At 62.1% G+C, this 17,497-nt stretch carries 13 protein-coding genes and 2 pseudogenes; 11 read left to right on the top strand and 4 right to left on the bottom strand.

The genetic code is table 11. From position 1 onward, the window contains the following. The first annotated feature begins 461 nt into the window (after positions 1-461). The 3 genes from ACTJKM_RS08260 (at position 462) to ACTJKM_RS08250 (ending at position 5,170) form a co-directional block, all read left to right on the top strand. Positions 462-944 (top strand): hypothetical protein, encoded by a 483-nt coding sequence (locus ACTJKM_RS08260; RefSeq protein WP_058322131.1) that lies wholly within the window; start codon positions 462-464, stop codon positions 942-944. 163 nt (positions 945-1,107) lie between these two features. Continuing rightward, on the top strand, positions 1,108-2,055 hold the full coding sequence (locus ACTJKM_RS08255) for a DUF817 domain-containing protein (protein WP_082663778.1): 948 nt from the start codon (positions 1,108-1,110) through the stop codon (positions 2,053-2,055). A gap of 76 nt (positions 2,056-2,131) precedes the next feature. Continuing rightward, complete coding sequence (locus ACTJKM_RS08250; RefSeq protein ID WP_113512096.1) at positions 2,132-5,170, top strand: AsmA family protein; 3,039 nt, start codon at positions 2,132-2,134, stop codon at positions 5,168-5,170. Positions 5,171-5,233: 63 nt separating this feature from the next. On the opposite strand, the pseudogene ACTJKM_RS08245 reads toward ACTJKM_RS08250, so the two are convergent. After that, positions 5,234-5,672 (bottom strand): annotated as a pseudogene (locus ACTJKM_RS08245) (dihydrodipicolinate synthase family protein); the annotation flags it as partial. A gap of 316 nt (positions 5,673-5,988) precedes the next feature. Here ACTJKM_RS08245 and ACTJKM_RS08240 point away from each other — a divergent pair. The 6 genes from ACTJKM_RS08240 (at position 5,989) to ACTJKM_RS08215 (ending at position 12,805) form a co-directional block, all read left to right on the top strand. Further along, complete coding sequence (locus ACTJKM_RS08240) at positions 5,989-6,978, top strand: GlxA family transcriptional regulator (protein ID WP_058322163.1); 990 nt, start codon at positions 5,989-5,991, stop codon at positions 6,976-6,978. Between the two features lie 161 nt (positions 6,979-7,139). Further along, on the top strand, positions 7,140-8,204 hold the full coding sequence (locus tag ACTJKM_RS08235) for a hypothetical protein (RefSeq protein WP_113512205.1): 1,065 nt from the start codon (positions 7,140-7,142) through the stop codon (positions 8,202-8,204). A gap of 291 nt (positions 8,205-8,495) precedes the next feature. Then, the gene (locus ACTJKM_RS08230; RefSeq protein WP_058330014.1) at positions 8,496-9,092 is read left to right on the top strand and encodes a hypothetical protein; all 597 of its coding nucleotides are present in this window, start codon (positions 8,496-8,498) and stop codon (positions 9,090-9,092) included. A 184-nt stretch (positions 9,093-9,276) separates the two neighbouring features. Continuing rightward, a complete protein-coding gene (locus ACTJKM_RS08225) occupies positions 9,277-10,992 on the top strand; it encodes a type I secretion system permease/ATPase (RefSeq protein WP_113512098.1) in 1,716 nt (571 codons plus the stop codon). 19 nt (positions 10,993-11,011) lie between these two features. Beyond that, positions 11,012-12,439 carry an HlyD family type I secretion periplasmic adaptor subunit gene (locus ACTJKM_RS08220; protein ID WP_113512099.1) on the top strand — a complete coding sequence of 476 codons (1,428 nt, stop codon included), beginning with the start codon at positions 11,012-11,014 and terminating at the stop codon, positions 12,437-12,439. A 96-nt stretch (positions 12,440-12,535) separates the two neighbouring features. Then, positions 12,536-12,805: a transposase gene (locus tag ACTJKM_RS08215; protein WP_058322126.1), complete on the top strand. Its 270-nt coding sequence runs from the start codon at positions 12,536-12,538 to the stop codon at positions 12,803-12,805. On the opposite strand, the gene ACTJKM_RS08210 is transcribed toward ACTJKM_RS08215, so the two are convergent. After that, positions 12,774-13,547 (bottom strand): LuxR C-terminal-related transcriptional regulator, encoded by a 774-nt coding sequence (locus ACTJKM_RS08210; protein ID WP_058322125.1) that lies wholly within the window; start codon positions 13,545-13,547, stop codon positions 12,774-12,776. The genes ACTJKM_RS08215 and ACTJKM_RS08210 overlap by 32 nt on opposite strands. Positions 13,548-13,859: 312 nt before the next feature. Then, a pseudogene (locus ACTJKM_RS08205) lies at positions 13,860-14,427 on the bottom strand (methylated-DNA--[protein]-cysteine S-methyltransferase). A gap of 185 nt (positions 14,428-14,612) precedes the next feature. Between ACTJKM_RS08205 and ACTJKM_RS08200 the strand changes: the two are divergent. Continuing rightward, a complete protein-coding gene (locus ACTJKM_RS08200; RefSeq protein WP_440660188.1) occupies positions 14,613-15,884 on the top strand; it encodes a GGDEF domain-containing protein in 1,272 nt (423 codons plus the stop codon). 131 nt (positions 15,885-16,015) lie between these two features. Continuing rightward, positions 16,016-16,504: an RrF2 family transcriptional regulator gene (locus tag ACTJKM_RS08195; protein WP_440660186.1), complete on the top strand. Its 489-nt coding sequence runs from the start codon at positions 16,016-16,018 to the stop codon at positions 16,502-16,504. Here ACTJKM_RS08195 and ACTJKM_RS08190 read toward each other — a convergent pair. Next, on the bottom strand, positions 16,487-17,497 hold the full coding sequence (locus ACTJKM_RS08190) for a mechanosensitive ion channel family protein (RefSeq protein ID WP_058322121.1): 1,011 nt from the start codon (positions 17,495-17,497) through the stop codon (positions 16,487-16,489). The two genes, ACTJKM_RS08195 and ACTJKM_RS08190, sit on opposite strands and share 18 nt — an antisense overlap.

Raw genomic sequence — 17,497 nt, 5'->3', positions numbered from 1 at the left:
GCGGGCTGCGGTTGGATTTGATGAAAGTTTGGATCCTCCGAGGCGCTTGCGCGCCTATATGCTCTAATATGCAATCAATTTAATATTGGGCTGCCTCTCCCTTCACTTGGTGGAGAGCAGCGGTTTCAGGTTCTGAAAAGGGCATTCTCCCGTTCGCTGCAGTACTAGCCCTCAAAGGCCTGAACACGTCCTGCTCGCCGATTACGGAGGCAAGTCTGTCGCAAACAGACATGCGTTGTAAGCTGCCACTTCGGGCTAGCCTTGCCGGGGTAGCATTGACTTCGCCGCCGGTCCGCCCAATGTAGTACCTATTAGAAATTGCTTTTAAACGGATTCCTTGCACACAGATCAACCGGCACCGAATGCGTGCGCCGCATAGCCGTATTGGGAGAATGTACTGACGACGGGAATGCGTTATTCTGAAACACTATTGTTCTTGAACAGAAGCTCGGCAGGTGCCCATGGCGAGATTTCACGACATCCTTCTCCTGATCGGACAGCTCAACTACACCTGGACCAACACGGAAAGCCTGCTCATCTATCTGATCGCCGGTCTTGCACGCGTGGACAAGGAAACCGCGATCATCATCTTCCTGACGTTGAATACGACGCGGGCTCGGATCGAGCTGGTCGAGCGATTGGCCAAAATAAACAAGACACCTCTGAACCAACGGCAGGAAATCCTCGCGCTGACCCAGCAGCTCGGCCGGCAAGCGAAGCTTCGCAACAAATACAGCCACTGCATCTATTCTTTCGACGAGACCGGAGACCAGGCAAGCACCCAGCTGATGGCGATCTTCGACAGCAAGGACACGATCAAATACGGCAAGATCGAGCAGATCAACGATGCGGAGATTTCGCGGATCAACGAAGTCATCGAGCAGTTGCAGGGGGTCAACAGGGAAATCTGGTCGATCGTCGAGCGCTATTCCTTCCCCCGTTGAGGCGACTAACCGCAAGGGCCACTGAAACACCAGAAGGCGCCCATGCCATAAAACGGGCCGGCCGCATATCCGCCCACCCGGCAGTTGTCGTCCATCCAATTCAACCGCATTGTCCCGGCATCGCGTCCCCAACGGCGAAGCGGAGGCGGTACTGATGGCTCGAATGTCGGACGATAGGCGTTTCACGAGCCGGGAAGCGCGCATCGACGCTGCGGCGCACCGCCTGCTCGATCGGCTGCCGGCGGCCGGCCTCCTTGGCGGCCTCACGGAGTTCCTGGTGTTCGGCATCAAGCAGTCCTTCGCCTGCCTTTTCGGCGGCGCCATGCTTACCCTGATCCTCGCGACAAAATTGTTCTGGCCAGAGGACATGGGCTTTGCCCGCTATGATTTCCTTTTCGTCGCGGCCCTTGTCATCCAGATTTCGTTGCTCGTCTTCAAGCTTGAGACCATCGCCGAAGCCAAGGTCATTCTGATCTTCCACATCGTCGGCACGGTGATGGAGATCTTCAAGACGTCGGTCGGGTCCTGGATCTACCCGGAGCCAAGCATCTTCCGCATCGGCGGCGTTGCGCTGTTCTCGGGCTTCATGTATGCCGCCGTCGGCTCCTATCTCGCCCGCGTGACCCGCATCCTCGACATGCGCTACAGCAACTATCCGCCGCTTTGGGCGACGATGCTGCTCGCCTTGGCGATCTATGCCAATTTCTTTACGCACCACTTCGTCATCGACCTGCGCTACGCGCTGTTTGCGATCACGGCGGTCCTGTTTCTGCGCACGACAGTGCACTATCGCGTCTTCCAGTTTCGGCACCGCATGCCGTTGCTTCTCGGCTTTCTACTCGTCGCCCTGTTCATCTGGTTTGCCGAAAACATCGGCACCTGGTCGCGCGCCTGGATCTATCCCTCGCAGCACAATGGCTGGACCCCGCTCTCTCTCCAGAAGCTCGGCGCCTGGTACCTGCTGATGATCCTGTCCTTCGTGCTGGTTACGCTCGTCCACCGCCCGCGAAACTACGTGGCAGCGGCTGGAAACCTATGGACAACGAATACCGATGCACAGACGACGACGGACCTCACCTTAGGTGCGGGAAGTGCCGTGGCATCCAAGTGATCACGCCGCAAGAGTTGCAAAACACGCCTCCGTGGAAAACGATACCGAATCAATTGCTATCGCAACGGAGAGACACATGCGGCGTTTCTTTCTCGGCCTGCTGGCGCTCGGGGTTCTCGCAGTCGTCTCTCTCATTGTCCTGCCGAGCTTTGTTTCCAGCGACTGGATGCGCGCCGAGCTCAGCCGTCAGCTCTCGAGCGCGACGGGCAGTTCGATCGCGCTGAAGGGTCCCGTCCGGCTCTCCGTCATCCCCCATCTGGCTGTTGTGGCCGAGGATGTTTCGCTCGACGCGCAAAGCGATGGCGTGACGGCGGAGATTGGCGAGGTTGCGGGCTCCGTGACGCTCTCCTCGCTGTGGTCGAACCGCCTGCACGTCAAAGAGGTCAGGCTCACGCGGCCGGTCGTGGTGATACGGCAGAAACCGGAGAACGCATCGACGGCGGAAGACGGCGACGGCGGCAATGGCGAGGCCAAGCAGAACGACCCACTCGCGGCCCTGGTCGCCTTCCTCGAACGAAGCGCCATCGATACGATTTCGATCACCGAGGGCACGCTGAGGCAAGAGAATGCAGCCGGGGCGGCTGACGTTGTCAGCGATCTCGACCTTACACTCCAAGCCCCTGATATCGACGGCGAGCTTTCGCTTTCGGCCGGTGCCCGGCTTGAAGACCGGCGCTACCAGATCGCTCTCTCCGTCTCCCCGCTTCGCCCTCTCCTCGAGCGCAAGCCCGCCGACCTCAGCCTCTCGGTGGAAGCCGACCCGCTGCTTGCGCCGGGCCTGACCGAGCTCAAGGCCAGCGGGCAGGTAGCGCTCAACAGCAACGGCAGCTACCAGATCCGCGGCGGCAAGCTGCTCGTGGGGGACGAAGAGCTCAGCCTCGACGCGCTGTTCATTCCCGGTGACAGGCCGCGGTTCCTGGCCGACCTCAGTGCCGATCAGCTGGATTTCAGCGCGTTTGTCGGAACCAGCGCCTCGGGGTCGTCACAACCGGCAGGGCAATCGGAAAAGCAGTCGGCCTCGACCGGCTTGCAGGCACTCGCCGGCTTCGATGCCGATGTCAGCGTCACTGTGGGTGCTATTACCGTCAACGATATTTCCGCCTCCGATGCGGCACTGACGGCAACGCTGAAGGATGGGCTGCTGACGACCCGGCTTGAACATCTCGGCATAGACGCCGGCGGCATTTCGGCCGAAATCACCGCCGACGTCCGCAAGAGCGAGCCGACGTTCAAGGGACGCGTCGCAAGCAAAGGGCTCGACATCTCCAAGCTCGCGAGCCTCGCCGGCCAATCGGTTTCACTGTCGGGAACGCTTGCGATGGATACCGGGTTTGCGTTCCGCGGGCTCGGCGGAGATGCGTTCCGAAAGACCGTCAACCTAAGTGGCACTGCGGGCCTGCGCGACGCCACCTTCGTAGCACCCGGTGTCACCGGCCCATCGATGGGCGAAGTGACGATCAAGAAGCTGGCGGTCAAGATCGAAGATCTTACCAAGCCCGTGCTCCTATCCGGCAACCTGGCCTGGCGCGGGAAAGCAGCCGATGTCGATTTGCGACTGCCGGTCCGCGAACTGCTCTCGGGCTCGGTCCCGAGTGAGCTGCCCCTGAAGCTCGATCTGCGCATGCCAGAAGCGACACTCTCCCTTGACGGCAAGGCGGCGCTCGCGGGCAGCTATGCCGGCAAGGTGAAGTTCGCGGCCACGGATCTGCGCGCGCTTCTTGCCTGGATCGGCCAGGGCGGCGGCGACAGCATCGAGCAATTCGCCTTCAAGGGCGATGTCAACGCAAGCCCCACCGGCGTTGCGTTTCAAAAAGCCACCTTGTCCGTCAACGGGGTCGAAGGAACCGGCAACGGTTCCGTAGAGCTGGGCACGCCCCTCAAGATATCCAGTGCGCTCCATTTCGCCGAACTGGACCTCGCGCGGCTTGCCGGTGCACGCCCCGCATCGCCGCAAGCGAAGGGCAAAGCAGGCAGCCCCACTCCCGACGCGCCGCTGGACCTGTCGTCGCTTCGAACGATCGATGCATCCATCAAGGTCGATGCGGAGAAGCTCGGCTATGGCCGCGTCTTTGCCGGACCGGTAGCAACCACCCTGGTGGTCTCCGAGGGTGTGGCCAGCCTCGACCTTCCCGAAAGCCCGTTCTATGGCGGGCGGATGGCCGCGAACCTTAGAGCTGACGGCACGGGAGAGGAGGCCTCTATCGCCTTGAAGGCCTCGATCGCGGGCGCTTCGGCCGCCCCGCTGCTGATCGACCTTGCAAATTTCAAGCATCTCGAAGGCGCATTGCAAGCCCAGTTCGACATCACCGGCGCAGGCGCTACGGCCGGAGCGCTCAAGCGCGCGCTTCAGGGGTCGGCGAACGTCCGCTTTTCCGACGGCGCCATCCGCGGCATCGACGTCGCCGATGTCTACAACAACCTCGTCGGCCTGATGTCGTCTGGCTTCAAGCAGAACGAAAACAAGGCGACCGGCTTCACCGAGCTTGGGGCATCCTTTGCCATCGAGAACGGTGTCGCGCGCACCGAAGATATCAAGCTCGTCGGCCCGCTGGTGCGTATGAGCGGCAGCGGTGAGGCAAACCTTCCGAACGACCAGCTGAACTTCCGCCTGGATCCGCGCGTCGTCGCCTCGCTCGAAGGTCAGGGCGCCGATATCGCGACCGAAGGCATCGGCGTGCCTGTGATGATCGAGGGTTCCTTTGCTGCCCCGCGCATCTATCCCGATCTCTCAGGCCTGCTGAAGAACCCGGACGCCGCTCTCTCGGCGCTGAAGAAGCTGGGATTGCCGACCGGGAAGCTGAAGCTCGATGAGCTTCTCTCCGGCGAAGGAAAGGCCGGATCAATCCGCGACATCATTGGTGGCGCCATCGGCAAGCCAGCGAAAGACGGGGGCGATCAACTCTCCATCGAAGAGATCATCGGTGGCAAGGCGACCGAGGGCGGCGAGACGCCACCCGCTCCACCGGCTGAAGAACAAGCCGTGACGCCCGACGTTGCCGCCGAGCAACCGGCGCCGGAGGGGCAGCAGCCCGACCAGCAACCAGCCGCTGGCACGGAGCAGCCTGCCGAGGAAAGCGGCACCTTGGGAAAACTGTTCAACCAGCTTCTGCAGTAGCCGGCGCGTGAATAGCCTTCCATCGCCGATCCGGCGGTCGTGCGGTCGCCGGCTTTGGTGGCATCACCCCAGAAGTTCGTATCTGCGGAGGATTGCCGCGATCTGGTCGTCCTGCTCGGCGTTCGGCAGCAGGGCCGGCTGGCGGCTGGCGCCGATGGAGGCGTCCTGCAGGAAGAGCGCGCGCTTGAGCATGGCCGGGGCGAAGCCCAGCGCGTAGAGGTCGGTGCGAAAAGCGATAAAGATCGCCTGCTGCTTTTTCGGCTTCGCCGATCTCCCCCGCATTGAACGCCTTCAGGATGCCTGCAAGTACATGCGGCATGGCGTTGCCGAGGCCCGAAATGCAGCCGGCCGCGCCGTTCTGCAGCGCCCAGAGCACGAGGTGTTCTGGGCCGGAATAGACCTGAAAACCGTCGCCCCCCTTGGCAACCTGCAGATAGGCCTCCAGCCTCTCCTTTGCACCGCCGGAATCCCTGATGCCGGCAATGTTGCCGTGGCCGGCGAGCGTGCGCCGTCGTCATGCGACATGGTGCCCGTTGCAGGTCTGCTTCATCCCACGATGAGCAACGGCCAGCAGGGGACCGAAAAAACAGAGCGCATAGGGCGCCGGCTGATCTTCGTGGATGATTGTGATCCCCTGGCACGCAGATTTCAGATAGGATAACGGATCGGGACCCGGGTCGGCGGAACCGGAGGCTTGCGGTTCCTGTTATCGGCGCTTGCAAAGTCGCGCGACGACCGTCGGGACGCGTCTTGGCCGCGACAAGTGACTGCGCGCCAACCAAAGGGCATGACGAGTTTAAAGTGGGTTCGCAATGACGATGAACACGAAATCCAACGATGCTGCAGCCAATCGCCTCAAGATCGGTTTCGTGCTCGCCCGGTCGTTCACACTCTCGGCCTTCGCTCTCTTCATCGATACGCTTCGGCTGGCAAGCGACGAGCTCGATAAATCGGGCCGCGTGCGTGCCGATTGGCAGGTGCTTGGCAACACCCGCCATCTGATTGCATCCAGCTGCGGGGTACAAGTGGCGCCCACGTCGGACCTCGTCGATCCCGGCCAGTTCGACTACATCGTGATGGTCGGCGGCCTGCTTAAGAACGAGCACCCGATCGACGACGAGACGATCGCTTTCCTGAAGAAGGCAGCCGCGAAGAAAGTGCCGTTGATCGGCCTGTGCACCGGCACCTTCATCCTGGCGGAAGCCGGGCTGATGGCGGGGCACGTCGTTTGCGTGAGCTGGCTCCACTACCAGGCGTTCCGCGAGCGCTTCCCGGATCTGAAGGTTCGCTCGGACCGCCTGTTCAACCTCGACCGCACCCGCGGGTCTTGCGCCGGCGGCAGCAGTGCGGCCGACATGGCCGCCCACATCGTGCGCCTCCACATCAGCAGGGAGGCGGAGCGCAATGCGCTGGAAGTTCTGCAAATCGACAAGGCCCGCTCCCATCTTCATGTACAGCCGAGAAAGCCGCTCGCGATCGAGAGCAACGACCCTCGCTTGAACGCCGCGCTTATCATCATGGAGCAGAATACCGAGAACACGATCTCGATCCCTGAACTGGCGGCCTCCGTCGGTCTGTCGCGCAGGCAGCTCGAACGCCTGTTCATGGAAAAAGCGAAGATGTCGCCCGCGCACGTTTACAGGAAATTCCGGCTGGATCGCGCGAAGCACCTTCTTACCCAGACCGATGCCTCGCTTATCGAGATCGCCCTCGAAGTCGGCTTCGAAAGCGCGGGGCATTTCTCCAGGACGTTTGCCAAGACCTTCGGCCAGTCGCCGCGCCAGATGCGCGCGACACTGCCGAAGTGAGCCGGCCACGATAGCCGATCGGCTAGCAACCTCCCCGAACGGACGTAGCCGAATTGCAGGCTCACCTTTTGCCGCAACCGCCTTCAAAATAGCTCGCGATGCGCGCTCGTACACGTCGCATGATCGTGCTGCGAGGGATGAAGTCTATGGGAGTGATGGCGATGGCGGAAACTCGTCTTTTGTCGGAAGAGGCACCGAACGCGAACTCCAATCAGAGCACAGTTGCCGGCGGACATCTCGCACTGGTGCCGACGTGGCTTCCACTCGACATAGCGCCGGCGCAGAACTCCGCCGGAAGCGGCGGCGACGGCACAAGCCTGGGTACGATCGGCAGCAACACGCTGGCAATGTTCACACCGTCGAACGCGGCAATCGCCGGCTCGCACACGGACGCCGATGCGCACCAAGGCAATACCGCACTGATGAATCAGCACGTCACCGAGATGGCGGGCATCGGCGGTGAAGGCGGGAATGGTAATGTTGCCGGCGGCCATGGCGGCGGCAGCGTGGCCGGCGGTGGCGGCGATGGTACCTTTTTCGGCGGCCTCGTCAGCACCGACACCGCGGTGTTTGCGCCTTTGAACCTGGCTGTCGCGGCCGGTCCGGGTTCGACCTCCACGGCCGGACAAACAAACAATGCCGCCTTCCTTCAGGGCGCCACCCAGATCGGCGGTGTTGGCGGCTCCGGCGGGGATCATAACGTTGCCGGCAATACCGCGCCGGCCCAGCCGCAGGGCGCGACGTTCATTTTCAATGGCGACGCCTATGCGGGCCATGGCGGCGATGGCACTTTCATTGGCAGCATGGTTGACGTCAACGTCGCGGTGTTCTCGCCCATCAACATTGCTGTCGGCGCCGCCGGCGGCGACGCCCACGCCACGCAGACGAACAACGTGATCTTCGACCAGGGCGGCGTGCAGATCGCCGGCGTCGGCGGCAAGGGTGGCGGCTTCAACCTCTCCTCGGACACAATCTTCACCGGAAGCGGGGTCGCTGGCGGCGGCGGTGACGGCTATTCGAACGGCAGCGCCGTCGACGTCAACATCGGCTACTTCCACCCGATCAACATCGCCGTGCCCGCAGGCGGCACCGCCGAGGCGGAGCAGCTCAACCACCTGCTCGTCGACCAGCATACGCTGCAGATCGGCGGCATCGGGGGAGCTGGCGGCGAAGGCAACATCGCCGAGGCCAATGCCGCGCTAATCGACGACGTCCTGCACGGCTGACCCCCCGCATTCCCGCTCAAGCGCAGCAAGCGCGCCCTGGCGCCGCGGATTCATGGCGTTCCGCTGCCATCCCTCACAATCTACTCCCTGAATCGAGCGCCTCCGGGTCCGCCTGACGCCGGCCAAGCTGAAACGCGGGCAGACCCTACCCAAAGGAACGTCTCCGAATGTCCGGCTGGTTCGCCCCGGTGATCACGCGCACCATAGCTTTGCGCTGACCCCCCGCTGCGGCGGTGTGCTGTGGCATCGAACCGTCCAAGACTACGGGGCAACAAGTAGAGGAGCGACGCTATGCCTATTACCTTCGCGACATCAGACACGATTAACCTGACCAATCCCATTGCGGGCGACGCGAATGCAGGTAACGGTGGCGACGGCACCAACTCCGGCGATATCAACTTCAATCCCACTGTCACCGTAGCGCCGACGCAGACCGTCATCGGGTCAATCCCCACTGTCGACAACGGCGATGACGTCGGTCAGGGTGCGGCCTGGGGAACCGGCAGCGCTGACGGCGGCGGCCTTGTCCAGGTGCCGATCGCTGTCCTCGCCTCGCTTACCAACAGCGGTGCTGGCGGCGCCGGCGGCAATCCGACCTCGAGTGGCGATCAGAGCAGCACGAGCGGCGGTAACACCGCAAGCGTAGACGCGAGCACCACTGCCACGCAGACGACGACGTTGCTCGCCGACCAAGGTGCGACGATCATCTCGGGCATGGGCGGTGCCGGCGGCAGCGGCAATGCGGCCCTCGGTGGCGATATTTCCGCCGCTCTGGTTCATTCGAACCCGATCTCGGAAACCACCACGACGACCACCACCACGGCGGTCTCGAATGTTCTCGACAATTTCGACAACACCTTAGGCAACATCAGCGACATCGGTATCTGAGTCGCTCGACAAGGATCGCCGGCCATGGCCGGCGATCCTCCTTTCACCTGTGTCGCGGCGTGCAAGAACGCTACGGGACCTTTGAGTTGCATTTGGCCACGGATCGAGCCCGAGCAAAAGAAGCCTGAAGCAGCCAAGCCGACCGCATCAGCATCGATCATGCCGATCCGATCGAGATCCGATAATGACGACGAATCCGACAGGGGCGCAGCATCTTCCAACCCATCTGGTCCTGGCTCTCAAGGCCTGCACGGGAGCCTTCCTGCTGGTCTTTCTCTATAGCTGCGCCTATAACCTGTTCCTGCTGGCTCCCTCCATTTACCTGTTGCAGATTTACGATCGCGTCCTGTCGAGCCGCAGCGCCGACACGCTGCTCATGCTGACGCTCATCATCGCGGCAGCGGTGTTGGTCGGCTCGATTCTGGATATCGTGCGGCGCGCCGCGCTGTCGCGGATCGGCAGCTGGCTCGATCACCGCTTGCGGCCCGTCGTGCTGACGGCCTGCTTCGAATATGGAGCCCATACCGAAGCGGGCCTCGCCAACGACTGCTACCGGGACCTATCGATCCTGCGCCAGTTTCTCGACGCACCGGCCAGCTCGCTGCTTTTCGACGTTCCCTGGGCGCCAATCTTTCTGCTGCTTCTGTTCCTGGTCCATCCGTTGCTCGGAACCATCGGGCTATTCACCGCGCTCACCTTGCTGCTGCTCGCCATCGCGACGGAATTCTCGACCCGGCAGCCATTGATGAAAGCCAACCTGGCGCTCTCCCGCAGCCACATGCGTTTCGCAACTGCATTGCGGTATATCCAAGTCATCCGCGCGATGAATATGCAAAACGGCGCCGCCCAACTCGTCTATCGCGACGCAGAGACCGCACGACAAGCGCAAGACGAAGCGATGAAGCGCACCGAAACCATTCTCGGGCTCTCGAAATCGGTGCGCATGCTGGCGCAGATCCTGATGATGGGGTCCGCAGCCTGGCTCGTCCTGGAGGAAAGCGGAAACCCCGGCATCATCTTCGTCTCCAGCCTGCTTCTCGGTCGCGGGCTTGCCCCGATCGAGGGCGCGATCGGCGGGTGGCGCGCCGTGGCCTTCGCCTATGCCGCATTCAATCGCATCAACGCGATGCTGATATCGATCGCGTCGCAGGAGAGCGCACGCACGATACCGATGCCCGAAGCGGGTGGGCTCGTGCTCGACCGCGTCGGTTACATGCTTCCTTCGGGCAACCGTCAGATACTGAATGCCGTTACTTTGCGGCTGGCACCGGGCGATTGTCTTGCGCTGATCGGTCCATCCGGTTCCGGAAAGTCGACGCTTGGCCGCATCATTGCGGGGGTTCAGCCGACGACCTGCGGCAGCGCCCTGCTCGGCGGCGTTGATATTGCCACCCTCCGGCTCGGCGGCGGCATGCGTCATGTCGGCTACCTGCCGCAGGACATCGAACTCTTCGGCGGCGCGGTGAAGGACGTCGTCGGCCGGCTCGACGGAACCGACGTCGGCAAGGTCATCGAAGCGGCAAAGCTTGTCGGGCTGCACGATGCGATCATGCAACTGCCGCAGGGCTACGAGACGGATGTCGGTGATGGCGGCGCGACCCTGCTTCGGGCCCAACGCCAGCAGCTTGGACTGGCGCGCGCGGTTTACGGCAATCCCGCCCTCGTCGTCCTCGACGATCCCAATTCCAGTCTGGACTATGACGGCGAACGCCGATTGTTTGCAGCAATCGCCCGCATGCGCGCCATGGGGATGATGATCATCATCATCACGCACCGCATGGGCATTCTCCCGGTGACCAACAAGATCGCGATCATGCGCAATGGCACGATCGAAGCCTTCGGCGACAGCGACTGGGTCTTCGATACCTATCTGCAGCCACCGGCCCGAGCGGGCACCTGAGGAGGGAGGCGAGAAAACGATGGAGCTCATCAAATCCGACCTGACCCGACGCGGACCGGAAATCGATGGCTACGCCTGCGACGCCAAAGGGATAGCCGGGCCCCAGCCCTCCACAGCGGTCTCCACACGCCTTCCGGTGACGCTTGCCGAAGCCTCGCCGATGTCGCGGCTGCGCCATGTGGCATGGACGGGAAACCTGCTTATCGGCGTCTTCGTCTTTGGTCTGGGGATCTGGTCGGTTCTCGCCCCGCTCAGCAGCGCCGCGATCGCGTCCGGCGTCGTCGAGACCGAGGCGAACCGCAAGACCATCCAGCATCTCGAAGGCGGGATCGTCAGGCGGATCCTTGTTCGCAACGGCGATGCCGTGTCCGCCGGCCAGGTGCTGATCAAGCTCGACGATACGAAGCCGCGTTCGGAACGGGACAGCCTTCGCGGCCAACTTTGGGATGCCGAGGCGCGACAGGCGCGGCTCACCGCCGAGCAGAACGGTTGGGATCACGTCGCCTTCCCCCCCGATCTCATGGAGCAAGCCGGCAACTACCGGGTGATCCACGACATTCTCGACGGTCAGCAGAATATATTCGATGCCCGTCGCCAGGTGATGCAGTCCGACATCGTGATCACGCAGCAGAAGATCAAGGAAGTGCTGGAGGAAGTCGCCGGACTGAGCGCCCAGAAGGCGTCCCTGATGGAGAGGAGTGCCATTTCACGCCAGGAGCTTGAGACGGTTTCGGCGCTCACCGCGAAGGGTCTCGAACGCAAGAGCCGGGTTCTCATCCTGGCGCGGGAAAGGGCCGACATCGGCGGTCAGATCGGCGAAGTCTCCGCGCGCATATCCCGCGCCCACCAGGTCATCAGCGAGTCACAGTCCTATATCGTCAAGCTGCGCAGCGACCGGCTGAATGAAGTCGCGCTCACGCTGCGCGATACGGAAAACCAGCTGGCGCAGTTGCGTGAGCGTTTGAACGCCATCGATGATCAATTGGCGAGAACCGAGATCAGGGCGCCCGACGACGGAGTGATCATGGATCTGCGTGTTCATACGACAGGCGGCGTCATCGGCGCCGGAGAGCCGCTGGCCGACCTCGTGCCGGACGCCGGCGCACTGGTCGTCGCGGCGCGGGTGAAGCCGGAGGATATCGCCCAGGTCCATGCCGGGCTCGAGGCACAGGTTCATCTCATTCCTTACAACCAGCGGCGGGTTCCGCTGTTGAAGGGCACGGTCGCCTATGTGTCCGCCGATCATCTGGTCGACCGGCAAACCGGCCACACCTACTACGCGGCAACGATCCGCGTTACCGATGAGAGGCTAGGCCATATGCCGGGCGTGGAGATGGTACCGGGCATGCCGGTGCGGGCCATGATAGAGACCGGTACGAGCAGCGTGGCGCTTTACGCGCTGCGTCCGTTGCTTGACAGTTTCAACACCGCATTTCGCGAGAACTGAGGCGTGCCGCGCGGAACACCGTGGGCGTACCACATGGGCTCTGTTATCCGGCCCCGCGATCACATGTGCCAGTCGGTTCCCGGAAGGACAGCCGCAATGGGCAAACGTAAGTTCAATGACGACGAAGTCCTGGAGATCCTCAAGGAGCATCAGTACGGTGCGACCGTCGCCGATGTCTGCCACCGGCATGGCATCAGCCAGCCGACTTTCTATCGCTGGCAATCGCTGCAAAGCAGGGGCCCCAACTTCGATGCGGAGCGCGTAAAGGCGCTCGAACTGGAAAATCAGAAGCTCAAGAAGCTACTGGCCGAAGCCATGCTGACGGCCGCAACGCTCAGCGAGATGCTCGAAAAGACATCACGTTGACGACGCTGCTGCCGTTGGTGGCGACGCCATGACCGTTGCCGGCGGTTCCCCGGTCTGCAAGCAAGGCGACGACCTCGGTGCGGTTCTGCACCTGCAATTTGCGCATGATGTGCTGCAGATGCATTTTCACCGTATGGTCGGAAAGATTGAGCTTTCCAGCGATCACTTTGTTCGAAGAGCCGCATCGCAACTCCGCGAGCACATCCGCCTCGCGCGGCGTGAAGTCGGCGAGCGCAAACTCGCTTCGATAAGCGCTGATCGGCACCCTTTCGCTATGACGAGCGGCAGCCGTACAATCGGTGAGCGCGGCAAGCGGGTCTGGACAGAAGACGCCGCCGGCAAGGACCAGCCGCAAGCCGGCAAGCGCAAGCTCGATCCGCAAGGACGTCGTGAAGAAGCCGCGAACTCCAAGCTTGAGGACATCGGCAGCGGTCGTCCTGTCGTCCGTGTCCGAGAGCACCGCAACCGGCACGTCCGGAAAGCGCTTGCGGATTTCCGCAAGCTCATCATGCAAGTTGCACCCGCCGTCGTTGCGAGCGCTCAGGTCCAGCACGATTAAACGCACGTCGTAGCCGAGCGCCTGGTCCAGGCTGTCGGTCGAGACCATATCGATAAAATTCCAACCGGAGAGTTCGTATTCGAGAACGGCAACGATGACGCTGCGCACCAGCGTCTGGTGTTCTATCACAATCCCGGTCGGCGTACGGTCCTTGCGGCACGGCGTTCCTGAACTGATGGACATGCGTCACCCCCAGGATTCGTTCGCGACAAGTTGCGGTGCCTAAAATATTTCCGTTCTGATAGTCTGTCATGAGAAAATCAGAATTAATCCGATCGGGCTGCATCAGCAACAGATTGAAAATACTATATATTTCTCGAAGCGCCGATAAAGCTTGTAACATATATTGAGCAGCGAGCCTGAGAACCTCTCGGAAAGAAGGCAGCAACGCGCAACCCTCAGTCAACATTCACGCGCGCACGCACGCGGGCCGCGTACAATTGTTTGAGCAAAAGCGCTTTGAGTCTCCAGTCGGCCTGACGATTGTCGATATCTTTAAAAACCGAAGGACTGTTGCGTCGGTTCGGGCGCCTGCCCCACATGTATGCCTTCCAGCTCCAGCATGCGGGTCTTGGTGGTGGAACCGCCAGGCGCCGAGAACCCACCGATCTTGCCGCCGGNCGGCAAGCACCCGGTGACAGGGGATGATCAGGGACACCGGGTTCTTGGCCATCGCCTGACCGACGTCGCGCGCGACTTCCGGGCCTGCGCCCAGTTCCTTTGCCAGCGCGCCATAGGTGGTCGTCTGCCCCCAGCGCAGCTCGCGGGTCGCAGCATAGATGCGCCGGAAAAGCTCATCCTGCCCTTCCAGATCGACCGCAAAGCCTGTGAAGTCGACCTCCTTGCCATCGAAGTAGCGTTGAACGGCCTCCACTGCCTCCCGGATTTCGGGTGTCGGCTGGGAAGCCTCGGCGGCCGACAGACGCCGCAACAGCAGCCGCTCGGTTGCCTGTGCCGCCGGGGTCGGCAGTTGGAATCGCGTGATACCCACATCGTTCCAGGCGATGCCGCAGAAGCCGGCCGCAGTCTCGAAGATGAAATAGCGATGTCCTGCCTGGCCCATCCGTATAGCCTCCCTGTGTCTCTACTATCAAAATCGTGCCGGAGAGCTGCGAATTCAACCCGTTTCCTGCCTCGGTGGCCGCCGCTTACTGGCTGCTTAATATCAAGCGCAGGTCGAGAGCGCAGCCATTTGCGAAAGCTTTACGGTTGTCGGGCAAGGTTCCGCACCAACATCAGGAGACGACGGTGGACATCCTGCATACCCCGACGATCATGCTCAGTTCGTTCGCGACGCTGGTGGTCTTCGCCGTTTTTTTCGGCCTTGCCTGGCGGCAGGAACGCAAGAGCCTCGAACTGCTTCTGTGGTCCTCGGCCTTCTCCATCGGCGCGGTCGGCTTCGTCCTGCTGACGCTGCGCGGTGATGGCTACAACTTTGTTACCATCTCGCTCGGCAATGCGCTTGCGGTGCTGGCGCTCGCGATGATCTGGCTTGGCCTGCGCGCTTTCGACAATCAGCCGCTGAAGATCGCCTCTGCGCTTTTCGGACCGATCCTCTGGATCGCTGTGACTTACTTCTCCGATTTCTTCCGTGAAAGCGTCACGAGCAGGATCGTTCTCTACTCGGTCCTGATCTTCGCCTATTCGGCCTTGATCGCGCTTGAGATCTTCCGGTCCGACAACTTCCGCAGGCTTCCGAGTTCCTACATCGTCGCCTTCGTCTTCGCCACGCACGGCGTGCTTTATCTCGCGCGCATTCCACTGATCGTGTTGTGGCCGCTCGCCGGCAACACGGCGGCGGGAACGGCACAGCCGCTCTGGTATCAACTTCTGACCTTCGAGCTGTTTCTTCACAGCCTCGCCGGCGGCTTCGCCTTCTTCGCCCTGGTGAAGGAACGAACGCAGCAACGCTACAAACTCGCCTCCGAAACCGACGCATTAACGGGCGTGCCGAACCGTCGCGCTTTCCTCGCGCGGCTTGACGCCCATCTCACCGCAGGCTCGGTGAAAGGGGCGCTACTCTATCTCGACATCGACCACTTCAAGGCCATCAACGATCGTTTTGGGCATGCGGCCGGCGACCAGGTGCTGATCGAATTTGCCGATATCATCTCCAAGGCTGTGCCCGATGACGCTTTCATCGCACGGATCGGCGGAGAGGAATTCTCCGCCTGCCTGCCCCACGCGGACCGTCCGGGCGCGATCGCCATTGCCGAGCGTATCCGCGCCTCGCTCGAAGCGCGCCGGCTTGGCACGGCCAAGGGCGTCCTGTCTGCGACCGTCAGCATCGGCGTCGCCTTCGCCGATGGCCATGAGGATTCGCATGCGCTCATTTCGGCCGCCGATGCGGCGCTCTATGCGGCGAAGACAACCGGCCGAAACGCCGTGTGGTCGATGGATATAACCGGTGTGCCTCGGTTCTCCGCCGGGCCTGCCACCGGCGGCACTCCAGCGGCGGCGCTGTTTTCGCTGAAATCCTCAAGGGGCGGCTCAGCGCCGAGATCGCCGAACCTCTCCTGATTTTCCGCGTCGTGCGTACCGCACCATGAAGACGGGACCGGCCGCATCGGTTTGACACTGTTTACACAGCAGAAAAATAGGGATATTTGTTATCCTTAATAGATGCGCATTGGCATCCGCCGGACGAAGACATGATCCTCAAAAGCCAAGTCGAATGGGCGTTGCATTGTTGTGCCATTCTCGCCGGCCTGCCTGAAGGCAGCTATCTCTCAACCAAGGCGCTGGCGGAGTTCCACGGGCTGCCCAAGGAGTATCTGTCGAAGGCGCTGCAGAGCCTTTCGCAGGCCGGTCTCGTCCACACGACCCTCGGTCCATCGGGCGGATACCGGCTGGCAAAAGCGCCGGCCGAGCTGACCTTTCTCGAAATCGTCGAGGCGGTCGAAGGCAGATCGAGAACCTTCGTCTGCACCAATATCAGGGCCAACAATCCCTGTCGCGCACCCGGCTACTGCGAAGAGACGCCGTGCGCGGTGGCGCGCATTATGTGGGAGGCCGACGAAGCCTGGCGCGACAAGCTGCGCAGCGTGCGCCTATCCGACCTGATCGAGATCCTCTCGCAGGAAATTCCCTCGGATCTCTGGAAACGGAGTTTCGCGTGGGTTCTAGAGCGCGCCGGTTGAGCGAAACCCGGCGTCTGTGCCTGAAGGCGGCACGTAGAAATAGGCCTGAGCCGGCGGCGCAAGCGAGAGACCCTCGAGACGGCATTGCTCATGAACGCGGTCGATCACCTCGTTGCGTGCCGGCGTCCGCTCAGCCGGGTTCTTGACGCGGAACTGCAGCTCGACCTCGACGGCCACGGCGTCGATCGCCTTGAGGGAGACGACCGGCGGCGGCTCGCGCACGATCAGGCCGCACCCTTGCAGAGCTCTCTGCATCGTTTCTTCGATCCGGCGTGGCGGATGATCCGCGGCAAGACGGATCGACAAAGCGATCTGGTGCGTCTCGTCCGGACGGCTGAGATTGGTGAGCCCGACCTTGGCGAGCGCGCTGTTGGGCAGCACGACGACATTGTGCGCTCCGGTGAGCAGAAAGGTGGAGCGCCAGTTGTTCTCGATGACACGGCCTTCGGTGCCGTCGCCAAGCACGATCCAGTCGCCGATGGCAAAGGGCCGCCCCAGTATCAGCGCGATACCCGAGAACACGTCGCCGAGCGTATTTTGAAGCGCGAGACCGAAGATGATGGCAACCACCCCGGAGGTCGCAACCAGCGTGCCGATCGGCGCCCGGAAGACAAAGCCCAGTATCGACAGTGCGACGCCGAGATAGACAATGGCGACGATGAGGTCCTGCAACAGGCGGGCCTCCTGCGGCCGCCTTTCAAGGACGATGTAGAGACGCACGAAGCCGATAAGCGACCAGGCGAGGTGCGTCCACCACAGCACCCGCGCCGACGTCGCCAGGAAGGCGAGCGCTCCCTGAAGATGCTGATCGTCGCTCCGATGCGGCATGATCCCGGAAAGGAGGAGAACCGTCGTCATCATGCAGAAGAAGAGGATCTGGACAATCAGCCTGGCGAGCGGGCGACGGCGCCCCTGCACATGCCAGACAACAATGCCGGTGATGCCGAGAAGATTGATCAGCACGAGCGGCAACGGCAATTGGTCGGCGAACAT

This window comes from Ensifer sp. 22460 (assembly GCF_052044935.1).
In the GTDB taxonomy this organism is placed as follows: Bacteria; Pseudomonadota; Alphaproteobacteria; order Rhizobiales; family Rhizobiaceae; genus Ensifer.
The sequence above is the reverse complement of the archived record's forward strand: the minus strand, read 5'-3'. Positions and strand labels throughout refer to the sequence as shown.

Coding starts and splice junctions, on each gene's coding strand:
- ACTJKM_RS08260 (WP_058322131.1), top strand. CDS start 462: ATGGCGAGATTTCACGACATCCTTCTCCTGATCGGACAGCTCAACTAC.
- ACTJKM_RS08255 (WP_082663778.1), top strand. CDS start 1,108: ATGTCGGACGATAGGCGTTTCACGAGCCGGGAAGCGCGCATCGACGCT.
- ACTJKM_RS08250 (WP_113512096.1), top strand. CDS start 2,132: ATGCGGCGTTTCTTTCTCGGCCTGCTGGCGCTCGGGGTTCTCGCAGTC.
- ACTJKM_RS08240 (WP_058322163.1), top strand. CDS start 5,989: ATGAACACGAAATCCAACGATGCTGCAGCCAATCGCCTCAAGATCGGT.
- ACTJKM_RS08235 (WP_113512205.1), top strand. CDS start 7,140: ATGGCGGAAACTCGTCTTTTGTCGGAAGAGGCACCGAACGCGAACTCC.
- ACTJKM_RS08230 (WP_058330014.1), top strand. CDS start 8,496: ATGCCTATTACCTTCGCGACATCAGACACGATTAACCTGACCAATCCC.
- ACTJKM_RS08225 (WP_113512098.1), top strand. CDS start 9,277: ATGACGACGAATCCGACAGGGGCGCAGCATCTTCCAACCCATCTGGTC.
- ACTJKM_RS08220 (WP_113512099.1), top strand. CDS start 11,012: ATGGAGCTCATCAAATCCGACCTGACCCGACGCGGACCGGAAATCGAT.
- ACTJKM_RS08215 (WP_058322126.1), top strand. CDS start 12,536: ATGGGCAAACGTAAGTTCAATGACGACGAAGTCCTGGAGATCCTCAAG.
- ACTJKM_RS08210 (WP_058322125.1), bottom strand. CDS start 13,547: ATGTCCATCAGTTCAGGAACGCCGTGCCGCAAGGACCGTACGCCGACC.
- ACTJKM_RS08195 (WP_440660186.1), top strand. CDS start 16,016: ATGATCCTCAAAAGCCAAGTCGAATGGGCGTTGCATTGTTGTGCCATT.
- ACTJKM_RS08190 (WP_058322121.1), bottom strand. CDS start 17,497: ATGTTCGCCGACCAATTGCCGTTGCCGCTCGTGCTGATCAATCTTCTC.